We start from the raw sequence: 14,303 nt of genomic DNA, 5'->3' as shown, positions 1-14,303 counted from the left end.
TAGAACTTATACCTTAAGACTTAAGTCTACAAAAGTCCTTTTGTTGATGGTAAAATCATTTTTTCTGGATCGCGTTTTACAGCCACTTTAATGGCTTTTGCGAAGGCTTTGAAAATCGCTTCAATTTTGTGGTGCTCGTTTGTGCCTTCCGCTTTGATATTTAAGTTTGCTTTTGCTCCGTCTGTAAATGATTTGAAGAAATGATAAAACATTTCTGTTGGCATTTGACCAATCATTTCACGTTTAAAATCCGCTTCCCAAACTAACCAATTTCTTCCGCCAAAATCAATCGCTGCTTGTGCTAAACAATCGTCCATTGGTAAAGTAAATCCGTAACGTTCGATGCCTAATTTATTTCCTAAAGCTTGAGCGAAAACTTCGCCCAAAGCAATTGCTGTATCTTCAATTGTGTGATGTTCGTCAACTTCTAAATCGCCATCGACTTTAATCACTAAATCCATTTGTCCATGACGCGCAATTTGATCTAACATGTGATCGAAAAAGTGGATTCCTGTCGAGATATCCGATTTTCCAGTTCCGTCAAGATTCAAATCGATTTTGATCTTTGTTTCATTCGTGTTTCGAACAATTGAAGCCGTGCGATTTTGAAGTTTTAAGAACTCGTAAATTTCTTTCCACGACGTTGTTTTCAAAGCAATCGTTTCATTCAATCCTTCGATATCTTTAATTTCGTTCGCGCCTAAAGCTTCATCATTCGCGATAAAAATTCCTTTTCCACCAAGATTTTGAGCTAATTTCACATCCGTTATTCGATCACCAATCACAAACGAATTTACTAAATCGTACTCTGGATTATTGATGTATTTTGTTAATAATGCCGTTCCAGGTTTGCGTGTTGGCGCATTTTCGTGTGCAAAAGTTTTATCAATGTAAATATCTTCGAATTTCACCCCTTCATTTTCGAATGCTTTCACCACAAAATTTTGAATCGGCCAGAATAATTCTTCTGGATTAGCAGGCGTTCCCAAACCATCTTGATTGGTTACCATCGCTAATTCGTAATCCAATTCTTTCGCAATTTTACCTAAATAAGTAAATGCTCCAGGATAGAATTCTAGTTTCGAAAAGCTGTCAACTTGGTAGTCTTCGGGTTCCAAAATCAAGGTTCCGTCGCGGTCTATGAATAGTATTTTTTTCATTTTTTGTTTGTAAGTTATAAGACGTAAGATTTAAGGCTTAAGAATTTGAGTTCTTAATGAATTTCTCATATCCATTTAATAATTTCCCTATTTCTTCGGCGTCTTTTAATAATTCATTATATGTATCTTCTTCAATATATTTTAAGTCTTTACTTAGTATCAAAAAGTATTTGACTTCTTCTAAAGAACCTTCTGCAATATTTATAAAACTTAATTGATGAGGAATTGTTTTCTTTTTCTTTTTCTTTCCTTCAACAATATTCGCTGGAATAGAATAAGCGGCTCTTCTAAGCTGACTTGTTAATCCATAAATTTCTTCACGAGGAAATAGTTGTGTGATTTCATAAATCTTCAAAACTAAAAGATGAGATTTTTGCCAAACAATCAAGTCTTTAAATGTTGCCATAATGTTTAGTTTTAAGGTTAGAATTATACCTTTATTAAATTACAAAATTCTTAGGCAACCTCAAACCTTACATCTTAAGCCTTAAGTCTTATATCTTAATACTTAAGACTATTAAGCGCTTCCACCAACTTCCCATTCTCATCTTCCGTTCCAACAGTTATACGTAAGCAATTCTCACATAAATCATCGTTGTTTCGATTACGAATAACAATTCCTTTTTCGATCAATTGATTGTAACGTTCGTTTGCATTATCAACTTTAATCAAAATGAAATTCGCATCGCTTGGATATATTTTTTCTACAAATGAAATTTCAGCAAGAGCTTGTTCTAAAAAATCTTTTTGTTCGATTATCGTATTTGTTTCATCAACTACTTTATCGTAATTACCTAAAATTTCAATCGCTTTTAATTGTGTTAATTGATTAATATTATAAGGTGGTTTGATCTTGTTTAAAACATCAATAATTTCCTGAGAAGCATATAAAATTCCTAAACGTATTCCGGCTAAACCAACCGCCTTCGATAAAGTTTGGGTAACGATTACGTTCGGATAATTTTTGATTTCATTAATCCAAGAAGGTTCCATCGCGAAATCAATATATGCTTCGTCAATAATCACTAAACCATTGAAACGATTAACAATTCCTAAAATCGAATCTCTTTTGATGATTTCTCCCGTTGGATTATTAGGCGAACATAAGAAAATCATTTTCGTATTGTCATCAACTTTTGAAAATATATCTTCGATATTTGGTTGAAAATTTTCTTCGTTTAATAAAGATTTTCGGTATTCAATTGCATTCAGATTAGCTAAAACTCCGTACATTCCATAAGAAGGAGAAATCGCAATTACATTATCTTGATTTGGTTCGCAAAATGCTCGAAAAATTAAATCCAACACTTCATCGCTTCCGTTTCCTAATAAAATCTGATTGGCAGGAAAGTTTTTGATTTTACTTAAAATCGATTTTACATTGCGTTGCAAAGGATCGGGATAACGATTTAGCCCATTGTTGAATGGATTTTCGTTCGCATCTAAGAAAACGAAATCGTCATTTATTTCTTGAAATTCGTCACGAGCCGATGAATAAGCTTTCATCGCTTTTACGTTAGGACGAATGATGTTATTTATGTTGAATGAATTCATGTACGATTTTAGATTTACAATTTTAGATCATTTAGTCTTAAGGTAACCGCGTTTTTGTGGGCAAATAATTCTTCGGCTTCGGCCATTAATTCGATTGCTGGACCAATATTTTGAATTCCTTGTGCTGTTAATTTTTGAAAAGTAATTTTCTTGATAAAACTATCAAAAGACACTCCTGAATAATTCTTTGCATATCTGTTTGTTGGTAATGTGTGATTGGTTCCAGACGCATAATCTCCAGCGGATTCGCACGAATAATTTCCTAAGAAAACTGAGCCTGCATTAATAATTTTTCCGATATAATTTTCAGCTGTTTCGCAAGCAAAAATTAGATGTTCTGGCGCATAAATATTCGAAAAATTGACACATTCTTCGATAGAGTTTAAAACAATTCCTCGTGAATTTTCTAGAGCTTTAGCTGCTAATTCTTTTCTTGGTAGAACTTCTAATTGAGCATTAATTTCAATAATTGTTTCGTTTAACTTTTGCTCGTTTGTTGTTAATAAAATCACTTGTGAATCTATTCCGTGTTCTGCTTGTGACAATAAATCGGCTGCGACATATTTAGGAACTGAAGTTTCATCAGCAATTACTAAAACTTCGCTTGGACCTGCAGGCATATCGATCGCTACACCAAAGTTTTGAGCCACTTGTTTGGCAGCGGTTACATATTGATTTCCAGGTCCAAAAATTTTATCAACTTTCTGTATTGTTTGTGTTCCAAAAGTCAACGCTCCAATCGCCTGGATTCCGCCCACTTTGTGTATTTTTTCAATTCCGATTAAGTTGGCTGTGTATAAAATCGCAGGATGAATTTTTCCTTCTTTGTTAGGAGGTGTGCATAAAATAATATTTTGACAACCCGCTAATTTAGCAGGAATCCCTAACATTAATGTCGTAGAAAATAACGGAGCCGTTCCGCCTGGTATATAAATCCCAACATTTTCGATTGCGCGAGATTCTCTCCAACAATTGACACCATTTGTAGTTTCGATGATTTGGACTTCTTCACGTTGAACGGAGTGGAATTTTTCAATATTCGAAGCAGCTAATTGAATTGCTTGTTTTAATTCCTCAGAAATTAAAGTTTTCGCTTCTTCTATTTCAACAGCAGTAACTTCCAGAGAAGATAATTTTACTTTATCAAATTGTTCGGTAAAATCGATTAACGCTTGATTTTTCTCGGTTTGAATCTTTCCAAAAACATCTAAAACGATTTTCTGTAAATCTTGCACTTCTTTCGTAGGTCGAGCTGTTAATGTTGACCAATCAGAAATATTTGGGTTGATGTATGTTTGCATCTATTCTTAATTTTAAGTTCTAAGACTTAAGTTCTAAGGTTTCTATCATCCTTATGACTTATACCTTAAGACTTATGTCTTATAAAATCATTTTTTCAATTTCTAATACTAAAATTCCTTCTGCACCCAAAGCTTTCAATTGCTCGATGATGTCCCAAAAAGTATCCTCTTTAATGACAGTGTGGATTGATGACCAACCTTTTTCGGCCAATGGCAAGACTGTTGGAGATTTCATTCCAGGTAACAAAGCAATGATTTCTTCTAACTTTTCGTTTGGTGCGTTTAATAAAATATATTTGTTTTCAGAAGATTGTTTTACTGCTTCGATTCTAAATAAAAGACGATCTACAATAGCTTGTTTTTCAGCATCAAGATTTTGATTAGAAATTAAAACAGCTTGCGATTCAACCACCGTTTCCACTTGTTTTAAACCGTTTGTTAATAGAGTAGAACCTGTAGAAACGATATCAAAAATAGCATTTGCCAAACCGATACTTGGAGCAATTTCTACGCTTCCTCCGATTTCTTCAATCTTAACATTAATTCCTTTTTCTTGGAAGAATTTTCCTAAAATACGTGGATAAGAAGTGGCAATTTTTTTGTCTTGAAAATAACTTAAATCTGTATAAGCTTCATCTTTCGGAATAGCTAAACAAAGTTTACAACCTGCGAATCCTAATTGACGAATTTGAGTGACATTTTTATCTTTTTCCCAAACTTCATTTTCTCCTAAAATACCGATGTCAGCAACGCCTTGTTCTACATATTGTGAAATATCGTCGTCTCGTAAGAATAAAACTTCGATAGGGAAATTTGGAGATTCGGTTCTTAATTTTCGATTACTTGTAGAAATTTTAATTCCGCAATCTTTCAATAATTCGAGTGATTTTTCACTTAATCGACCACTTTTCTGAATGGCTATTTTTAATTTACTCATTTTTAATGTTTTATATTTTTTAAGTTTGAGTAAATCGATGATTAAATCTTGAAGTAACAAAAAATCCCGTTCGATTTACTCAAACGGGATTTAGATATTGTGATAAAATCATTACATACCACTATCTGCTCGCTTGAGTGCAAGTATGATGGTGATGATGATGTAATTGATTTTTGTACATTTTTACTTTTTTGTCGGAACAAATGTAGAAAGGAAATTTTAATTGACAATAGATTTTTTGAAAATTAGTAAATAAACTTGTTATTAATTATGAAAACCTTATTTTTTTCTATTTTTATCCAAAAGAACTCAAATATTTATTGAGTTTTATTGATTTGATTAATTCTCAATATTTTATAGAAAGTTCGGTTACATCCAAAACTTTCTTTTATTTTTGCAGTAATATAATATATGTTAGAAAAACAAGAAGCACAATACGAAAAAGTAGTTTTAGTTGGATTGATTACACGTGAACAATCTGAAGAAAAACTGACGGAATATATGGACGAATTGGAGTTCTTAGCTTATACAGCTGGAGCGACAGTTGGAGAACGTTTTACACAAAGAATGGACAAACCTGATTCTAAATTCTTTGTAGGAAGCGGGAAATTAGATGAAATCACGGCTTTTGTCGAAGAATATGATATTGATACAGTTATTTTTGATGATGAATTAACGCCTTCTCAGTTGAAAAATATTGAGAAAGTTGTCAACAAAAAAATCATCGACCGTACACAATTGATTTTAGATATTTTTGCTCAACGAGCGCAAACTTCATATGCACGTACGCAGGTAGAATTGGCTCAATACCAATATTTATTACCACGATTAACACGAATGTGGACACACTTAGAGCGTCAACGTGGAGGAATTGGTATGCGTGGTCCTGGTGAAACGGAAATTGAAACGGATAGACGTATTATTCGTGATCGAATTACGTTATTGAAAGAGAAATTGAAAGGAATCGATAAGCAAATGGCGACTCAACGTAAAAATCGAGGAGCATTGGTACGCGTTGCGTTGGTTGGGTACACAAATGTTGGGAAATCAACGTTGATGAATGTCTTATCGAAGTCCAAAGTTTTTGCCGAAAATAAATTATTTGCAACATTAGATACAACGGTTCGAAAAGTGGTAATTGGTAATTTACCTTTCTTATTAACGGATACGGTTGGGTTTATTCGCAAGTTGCCAACACAATTGGTAGAATCGTTCAAATCTACATTAGATGAGGTTCGTGAAGCGGATTTGTTGGTCCATGTTGTGGATATTTCGCATGCGAGTTTTGAGGATCATGTGAATTCTGTGAATCAAATTTTAGCTGAAATAGAGTCGAAAGAAAAACCAACGATTATGGTTTTCAATAAAATTGATAATTTTTCTTATATCAAACAAGATGAAGATGATTTGTCTGAAAAGAAATTTGAAAATTATTCGTTAGAAGATTGGAAACGTACGTGGATGGCGAAAACAGATTATCCGACATTGTTTATTTCGGCAACGGAAAAAGATAATTTAGAAGATTTGCGAAAAACGGTTTATGAAGAAGTGAAAGAAATTCACATGAAACGTTTTCCTTATAATAACTTCCTTTTTCAGTATTATGATGAGGAAGAAGAAAATAATTCGGAAGAATAAAGATAGAAAGAGTTCAGTTTTTGGACTCTTTTTTTTGTTAACTTCAACATCTATTGATAAAATATGATAGAGCAATTAAAATCAACTTTGCAAGATTTAGCGGACGAAGAAAAAGCGAAAATTATGATGCGTTTTTTCAAAACTGGAAAAGGAGAATATAGCGAAGGAGATATTTTTCTTGGGATTTCTGTTCCGAATCAGCGTTTGATTGCGAAAGAATTTTATCAACAAGTTTCTTTAAATGACATCAAAAATTTATTGAATTCCAATATTCACGAATATAGATTAACTGCTTTATTGATGTTGGTTTTGAAGTACGAAAAATCAAAAGATGAACAAATAAGAAAAGATATCATCGATTTTTATCTTGCTCAAACTTCTCAAATCAACAATTGGGATTTGGTTGACACAAGTTGTTATAAAATTTTGGGACATTATTGTTTTCATCAAAAACGAGAAGAATTGCTTTTTGAATTGGCGGATTCTGATGATTTGTGGGAAAAACGAATAGCAATTGTATCAACGATGTATTTTATCAAACAAAAATCATTTTCAATTGTTCCAGAAATTGTGTTGAAAAATCTTAATCATTCGCACGATTTAATGCATAAAGCAAATGGTTGGATGTTGCGTGAAATGGGAAATATGAACGAAGAAAAGTTGATTGAGTTTTTGGACGAATATACATTACAAATGCCAAGAACGACGTTGAGATATGCGCTCGAAAAAATTGATCCAATTCTCAAAGATTATTATATGAAATTGAAATAGTTTGCATAAAAAAAAAGTCGCTCACTGAGCGACTTTTTATTTTATATCAAGAATAAATTCTTACAAAATAACATGACCTAATTTTGTCAATTTTTGATGATCTAAAACTTTGATTTTTCTTCCTTCAACTTCGATTAATTCATCAGTTTTGAATTCAGAAATCAAACGAATTGCAGATTCTGTTGCTGTTCCAATCAAATTTGCCATTTCTTCGCGTGTCAACGAAATGTTGATAAATCCGTCTTTGTCTGTTCCTAATTTTCCTTCTAATAAAATTAAAACTTCAGCCAAACGTTCGCGAACTGTTTTTTGTGCTAAATAAGTGATTGTTCTTGCATATTCTCCCAAATCTTTTGCAATTCTTTGTAAAATATTGAAAGCTAATTTTGGATTAACTTCTAATAATTTTAAGAAGAATTTTTCTGGAATATAATATATTTCAACTGCCGTCATTGCGGTTGCAGATGCACCAAAAACTTCTTGACTTAAAATTGAGCGATAACCGATAATGTCACCTTCGTTGATAAAACGTAGAATTTGCTCTTTTCCATTAAAACCAATTTTGAACAACTTAGCAGTTCCTTTCATGACGCAATATATACCTTTTGGTGTGTGACCTTCTTGGATAATTTCGTCTCCTTTTTTTAGGTTGATGATTTTCTTTTCTTGCTCAAACTCCAATAATTCTTCCTTACTAAAAACCCCGAAAGACTCTGGGCTATCAAACATCGCTTTAATCGATACTACATTCTCATTAAACTCTGACATATCTTGTTGTTATGACTTAATTCATACAAAGTTAACGTTAATTCTGATAAAAGGAAAGTAATTTTGTAAAATAGTATGGAAGAGAATTGTTTTCACTGTGGTCAACGGATTGAAGAAGAGGTTATTCAGTTCGATGAAAAGGATTTTTGTTGTCAGGGTTGTAAAACGGTTTACGAGATTTTAAACGTAAATAATCTAAAAGATTATTACGACCTTAATCGTAATGCAGGTTTGCGTCCTGATGGGAAAAGTAATCATCAATTTGATTTCTTAAACACAAAAGAAATCTTTGATAAAGTTGTCGATTTTTCAGATGACGGCGTTACAGTTGTCTCCTTTTACGTGCCTGTAATGCACTGTACTTCGTGTGTTTGGTTGTTAGAAAGTTTGGATACGATTAATCCAAATATTATATCTTCTAATGTCAATTTTACGCAAAAAACTGTTCAGATTACGTATCGTGATGCGGATTTGAAATTGGGTGATTTAGCAAGATTTATTACAAATTTAGGCTACAAACCTTCGATTAATCTAAAAACATTAGACAAAAAGAAAAAAAGCAAAGTTGATCGTTCTTTGGTGAGCAAATTGGTAATTGCAGGATTCTGTTTTGGGAATATTATGCTTTTATCTTTTCCAGAATATGTCGAAGTTTTTGGTAATGTAAAAGAACAATGGTTAGATCAAAACAAAGGATATTTCCGTTGGACAATGTTCGCGTTATCATTGCCTGTTTTCTTTTATTCATCTACCGATTATTTTGTTTCGGCTTGGCAAGGTCTGAAAAATAAATATATCAATATCGATGTGCCAATTGCGTTAGGAATCATCGTGATTATGTTCAAATCGACTTATGATATCATTTTTGATATTTCGCCAGGTTACTTTGATACATTAGCAATGCTTCTATTTTTGATGTTGACAGGGAAATGGTTTCAGCAACAAACAATGCAAGCATTGGCATTTGATCGAGATTACAAATCGTTTTATCCAATTGCAGTTGCGAAATTAGAAAATGGTTATGAACAACCAATTTTGTTGGCTGATTTGAAAAAAGGTGATCGAATTTTAATTAGAAATGAAGAAATTATTCCAGCCGATGCTATTTTGATGAAAGGTGAAGCGATGATTGATAACTCGTTTGTGACGGGAGAATCTCGTTTGATTCAGAAAAAAGCTGGAGATAAAATATTTGCTGGAGGAAAACAATCTGGTCATGCAATTGAGTTGGAAATTATTTCGGATGTTAATCAAAGTTATTTAACCCAATTATGGAACAATGATGCTTTCCAGAAAGAAGAATCTGAGTTGAATGCTTTGACGAATAAAATCAGTCATTATTTCACATTAATCATCCTTATTATTACAGCAATTTCTGCTGTTTATTGGTATTTCCACGATTCTTCAAAAATATTAGAAGTTGTTACATCAATCTTAATTATTGCTTGCCCTTGTGCGTTAGGTTTATCGTCTCCGTTTATTTTGGGACACATGATGCGTATTTTCGGGAATAAGAAATTCTATGTAAAAAATACATCAACAGTCGAAAGAATGGAAAAAATTACAGATGTAGTTTTTGATAAAACGGGTACAATTACGGAAAGTGATGAAGCGAAAGTGCAATACGAGGGGAAAGAACTTTCTGAGTATCAAAAGCAATTGGTGAAAGCATTGATTAGAAACTCTAATCACCCTTTAAGCCGTACATTATATAAGAAATTGACGGTTGATGATCATTTGCCGATTTCTAATTACGAAGAAATTGTAGGAAAAGGCCAGCAAGCTGATGTAGATGGACATCAAGTAAAAGTTGGTTCGAGAAGTTTTACAAATGTAATTTTTAATGAAAATATATTGAATCAATCTCAAGTTTTTATAGCGATTGATGGAGAAGTTTTTGGTAAATTTGTGTATACCAATCGATATCGGAAAGGTTTAGATCGTTTATTGAAAGAATTGGATGCTTATCAGTTACACGTTTTGTCTGGGGATAATGATTCTGAAAAAGAATATTTAGAAACTATTTTTCCAACCAATGCAAAATTGATTTTTAATCAATCGCCAACTGATAAGTTAGAATATATAAAACAATTGGAACAAGAAGGGAAGAAGGTGATGATGCTTGGAGATGGATTGAATGACGCTGGAGCTTTGAAACAAAGTACAGTAGGGATTTCTATTTCTGAGGATATTAACAGTTTTTCGCCTTCGTGTGATGGAATTTTGGATGCAAAAAGTTTTTCTGCAATTCCAAATTTCTTAAAGTTATCGAAGACCACGATGAAATTTGTAAAAATTGCTTTTTTCATCAGTTTCTTGTATAATATTGTTGGACTTAGTTTTGCTGTTTCTGGTTATTTACAGCCAGTTGTAGCGGCTATATTAATGCCAATAAGTTCTATTTCAGTGTTAATTTTTGCAACGGCAAGTACGCGAATTGTAGATAAATTAACAAAATGGAATTTAGATTGATTTTAAATTAGACTTATACATACTGCTCTGACCAAAATCATTGTGATAAGAACTTAGGGCTTTGTAATTTTGTGGAGCTATGGGGATATTATTATTAATGATATTAGTTAGTGTCTCTTTGGGGGCAATTTTCTTACTTTTATTCTTTTTAGGGTATAAGAAAGGACAATTTGATGAGGATGAATCCCCAGCAGTGAGAATGTTAAAAGATGATAAAAAAACACAAGATAAAATCGACTCATAATGCAAATGCAGACTTTTAGTTACGACAATAAGATCGTAAAGTATTTCCTTTATGCCACATTGTTTTGGGCAGTTATGGCATTTTTCTTTGGAGTATTGGTTGCAACTTTGTTGTTTTTTCCAACGTTACCAGAATACATCTTCGGATCGGATGATGGTACAATCGGAGGGAACATCCAAGGGTTAATCAATTCACAAGGGACACTTGGTTTTGGTAGATTAAGAATGATTCACACAACATTTGCGGTGTTCGCGTTTGTTGGAAACTCGTTCTTTACTGGAGCTTATTATTCAATGCAAAGGTTGTTGAAAACCAGAATGTACAGCGATGTTTTAAGCTGGATCGTTTTCTGGGGATGGCAATTATTTATTGTATTATCATTTGTAACATTTATCTTAGGATACAACACTTCTAAAGAGTATGCTGAGCATGAATGGCCAATTGATATTTTAATCGCGTTAGTTTGGGTATTGTTTGGAGCACAAATGTTCTTAACGATTGCTAAGCGTCGTGTACGTCACTTGTACGTTGCAATTTGGTTCTATATTGGAACTTGGGCAGCAATTACAATGTTACACGTGTTTAACAATTTAGAAATCCCAGTAACATTTAGTTTAACAGCTCCAAAATCGTACTCTTTATATTCTGGAGTTCAAGATGCGTTAGTACAATGGTGGTACGGGCACAACGCCGTAGCATTCTTCTTAACGACACCTATCTTAGGATTAATGTATTACTTTGTACCAAAAGCAGCTAATAGACCTGTGTTTTCATACAAATTATCTATTATCCACTTCTGGTCATTAATCTTCATTTATATTTGGGCTGGTCCTCACCACTTGCTTTATACAGCATTACCAGGTTGGGCACAAGCTTTAGGAACAGGTTTCTCTATCATGTTAATCGCTCCATCTTGGGGAGGTATGTTGAATGGTTTATTAACATTACGTGGTGCATGGGATAAAGTAAGAGAAAATCCTATTTTGAAATTCTTCGTAGTTGCCTTAACTTGTTATGGTATGGCTACTTTTGAAGGTCCAATGTTAGCAACAAAAACATTAAATAAAATTGGTCACTTTACAGATTGGGTTCCTGCTCACGTACACGTAGGTACTTTAGGATGGAATGGATTTATCGCTTTTGGTATGATCTATTACTTAGTACCAAAATTATTCAACACAAAATTAGCATCTGTTAAGATGGCTAACGCTCACTTCTGGATTGGTACTTTCGGTATCTTATTCTGGGTAATTCCTATGTATGTTGCAGGATGGACACAAGGTTTAATGTGGAAACAATTCGCAGCAGACGGAACATTAGAATATGGTAACTTCTTACAAACAGTTACTATTCTTAAAAAATGGTTATATCCATTACGTGCATTCGGTGGAACATTATATTTATTAGGATCAATCTTAATGATTATCAATGTTTGGAAAACAGTAAAAGCTGGACACTTTGTAGCAAACGAAGAAGCAGAAGCTCCTGCATTAGCTCCAAAAACAGCAGCACGTACACAAGGAGAAGGCGTACACTCTTGGATTGAAAGAACACCAATCGTGTTAACAATCGGAGCTGTATTAACTTTAGCAGTTGGTGGTTTAGTAGAGATTGTTCCTACAATTGTAGTTAAATCTAACGTACCTACAATTGCAAGTATCAAACCTTATACTCCATTAGAATTAGAAGGACGTGATTTATATATTCGTGAAGGATGTAATGCTTGTCACACGCAAATGGTTCGTCCATTCCGTGACGAAGTAAAACGTTATGGTGAATACTCTAAAGCAGGAGAATTTGTTTACGATCACCCATTTTTATGGGGTTCTAAAAGAACTGGTCCAGACTTACACCGCGAAGGAGGTAAAAACCCAGACGCTTGGCATTACAAACATATGTGGAATCCACGTTCTACATCAGATGGTTCTATCATGCCACGTTACCCATGGTTAATTGAAAACAAATTAGACCGTGAGTTAACGCGTGATAAAATGAAATCAATGGTTGCATTAGGTGTCCCTTATCAACAAGAAGATTTTGACAGTATGCAAGTTTCTATGAACAAACAAGCTTTAGCAATCGAGCAAACTATCTTTAAAGATGCGTCTGATTTGAAAGAGTTATATGCGAAAAAAGAAGCAGAAGCTAAACAACAAGGTAAAGAGTTTGTTCCGTTAAGAGATCGTGAGATTACAGCGTTAATCGCATATTTACAACGTTTAGGAACAGATATCAAAGCTGAACAAGTAGAGACAGCAAGTAACTAATGTTAAAATATTATAAAGAATTCCTTTCTCAGTATGAGTATGCATCTTTATTGCAGACATTAATCCTAATAGGATTTATAGCAGTCTTTGTGACAATTTTTGTTAAGGTTATGAAAAAACCGAAAGAGTATTACAAAGACAGCGAGTCAGCAGCTTTAGATTTAGAACCAGAAGAGAACGAAAAAAATAATACAAAATGAGACAACGTACCCCGGCTTATATATTTATTCCATTAACGCTATTAGCAGTAATCTTAGCGTTTACAATGGTGACGCCAGTAGATGTGGTGCCAGAACCAGGTTTTCAAGGAATGATGCACAATTTATTGGAGCACTTGAAACATGTGTTTGCACAAGGAATTTTCTGGGCAGTATTAGCAGTTGCAATCGTGATGCTTTTAATCATCAATGCTTTAAACAAAGTTGTTGAAGCAGAGAAATTCAAAAGATTATCTGAAGATGAACAAGCTAAATATTTAGAAGAAGCTAAAATAGGTTACTTCAAAAGATTGTTCAGTAGTGCTGGTAAAAAACAATCAGACGAAGAAGAAGAATCTATTATCTTAGATCACGGTTTTGACGGAATCAAAGAGTTAGACAACGCTTTACCACAATGGTGGTTATCATTATTCTACTTTGGTATAGTATTTATGGTAGTTTACGTAATGGCATATAGCTTCACAGACTTTGCTCACATGGACAAAGAATACGAAGAAGAAATGGTTTACAAAGATGCGCAAGATAGTATTTGGGCAGTTGCAAATGATATTGATATCACAGGAGCTGTAAACAAATCTAACGATCCTGCAATCGTAGAACAAGGTAAAAAAATCTTTGAGCAAAACTGTACACAATGTCACATGGAAGGTGGTAAAGGAGGTATTGGACCAAACTTAACGGATGATTACTGGGTGAATCATGTAGAAGATAGTTTGTTCAAAAATATCTATCACATTGTTTATAATGGATCTCCACACAATCCTCAAATGCGTGCATTTGGACAACGTAAAGAGTTATCTGGATTAGCAATTGAGAAAGTAGCTTCTTATGTATATTACATCAACCAAAAAGAACCTACGAAAACAGTTGCAGAAGGTGCAGCTGCTCCTCAAGGTGACTTAATGGAAGCATGGAAACAAAAGTAATTGATTGAATAATTACAACAAATATCATATTGAAAGAGAGCTTATTT

At 33.5% G+C, this 14,303-nt stretch carries 12 protein-coding genes; 6 read left to right on the top strand and 6 right to left on the bottom strand.

Going from position 1 to position 14,303, the window contains the following annotated elements:
• Window positions 1-26: 26 nt before the first annotated feature.
• The 5 genes from hisB to hisG form a co-directional block, all read right to left on the bottom strand.
• Window positions 27-1,160 (bottom strand): bifunctional histidinol-phosphatase/imidazoleglycerol-phosphate dehydratase HisB, encoded by a 1,134-nt coding sequence (gene hisB / locus B4J88_RS04800; RefSeq protein ID WP_291066623.1) that lies wholly within the window; start codon window positions 1,158-1,160, stop codon window positions 27-29.
• Window positions 1,161-1,197: 37 nt separating this feature from the next.
• Window positions 1,198-1,566: a four helix bundle protein gene (locus B4J88_RS04795; RefSeq protein ID WP_291066621.1), complete on the bottom strand. Its 369-nt coding sequence runs from the start codon at window positions 1,564-1,566 to the stop codon at window positions 1,198-1,200.
• 95 nt (window positions 1,567-1,661) lie between these two features.
• A complete protein-coding gene (gene hisC / locus B4J88_RS04790; protein ID WP_291066619.1) occupies window positions 1,662-2,714 on the bottom strand; it encodes a histidinol-phosphate transaminase in 1,053 nt (350 codons plus the stop codon).
• 14 nt (window positions 2,715-2,728) lie between these two features.
• The gene (gene hisD / locus B4J88_RS04785) at window positions 2,729-4,015 is read right to left on the bottom strand and encodes a histidinol dehydrogenase (protein ID WP_291066617.1); all 1,287 of its coding nucleotides are present in this window, start codon (window positions 4,013-4,015) and stop codon (window positions 2,729-2,731) included.
• A 79-nt stretch (window positions 4,016-4,094) separates the two neighbouring features.
• Entirely contained in the window at window positions 4,095-4,952 is an 858-nt protein-coding gene (hisG, locus tag B4J88_RS04780; protein WP_291066615.1) for an ATP phosphoribosyltransferase, read from the bottom strand.
• Between the two features lie 411 nt (window positions 4,953-5,363).
• On the opposite strand from hisG, the gene hflX reads away from it, so the two are divergent.
• Together hflX and B4J88_RS04770 are read left to right on the top strand one after the other, a co-directional pair.
• Entirely contained in the window at window positions 5,364-6,590 is a 1,227-nt protein-coding gene (gene hflX / locus B4J88_RS04775) for a GTPase HflX (protein WP_291066613.1), read from the top strand.
• A 63-nt stretch (window positions 6,591-6,653) separates the two neighbouring features.
• Complete coding sequence (locus tag B4J88_RS04770; RefSeq protein ID WP_291066611.1) at window positions 6,654-7,361, top strand: DNA alkylation repair protein; 708 nt, start codon at window positions 6,654-6,656, stop codon at window positions 7,359-7,361.
• A gap of 60 nt (window positions 7,362-7,421) precedes the next feature.
• On the opposite strand, the gene B4J88_RS04765 is transcribed toward B4J88_RS04770, so the two are convergent.
• The gene (locus B4J88_RS04765) at window positions 7,422-8,129 is read right to left on the bottom strand and encodes a Crp/Fnr family transcriptional regulator (RefSeq protein WP_038335010.1); all 708 of its coding nucleotides are present in this window, start codon (window positions 8,127-8,129) and stop codon (window positions 7,422-7,424) included.
• A 75-nt stretch (window positions 8,130-8,204) separates the two neighbouring features.
• Here B4J88_RS04765 and B4J88_RS04760 point away from each other — a divergent pair, with 75 nt between their 5' ends.
• The 4 genes from B4J88_RS04760 to B4J88_RS04745 all read left to right on the top strand — a co-directional run bounded on the left by B4J88_RS04760 (window position 8,205) and on the right by B4J88_RS04745 (window position 14,256).
• Window positions 8,205-10,601, top strand: coding sequence for a heavy metal translocating P-type ATPase (locus tag B4J88_RS04760; RefSeq protein WP_291066609.1), 2,397 nt, complete (start codon window positions 8,205-8,207; stop codon window positions 10,599-10,601).
• A 79-nt stretch (window positions 10,602-10,680) separates the two neighbouring features.
• Window positions 10,681-10,845 (top strand): cbb3-type cytochrome oxidase assembly protein CcoS, encoded by a 165-nt coding sequence (gene ccoS / locus B4J88_RS04755; protein WP_019974626.1) that lies wholly within the window; start codon window positions 10,681-10,683, stop codon window positions 10,843-10,845.
• A complete protein-coding gene (gene ccoO / locus B4J88_RS04750) occupies window positions 10,845-13,112 on the top strand; it encodes a cytochrome-c oxidase, cbb3-type subunit II (RefSeq protein WP_291066607.1) in 2,268 nt (755 codons plus the stop codon). The genes ccoS and ccoO overlap by 1 nt, the downstream gene beginning before the upstream one ends.
• Before the next feature lie 196 nt (window positions 13,113-13,308).
• Window positions 13,309-14,256, top strand: coding sequence for a cbb3-type cytochrome c oxidase N-terminal domain-containing protein (locus B4J88_RS04745; protein ID WP_280051210.1), 948 nt, complete (start codon window positions 13,309-13,311; stop codon window positions 14,254-14,256).
• Window positions 14,257-14,303 lie beyond the last annotated feature (47 nt).

It is taken from the genome of Empedobacter sp. UBA5036, from assembly GCF_002415215.1.
In the GTDB taxonomy this organism is placed as follows: Bacteria; Bacteroidota; Bacteroidia; order Flavobacteriales; family Weeksellaceae; genus Empedobacter; species Empedobacter falsenii_B.
Note: the sequence above shows the minus strand (reverse complement) of the source record. Positions and strands in the feature narration are given on the sequence as shown.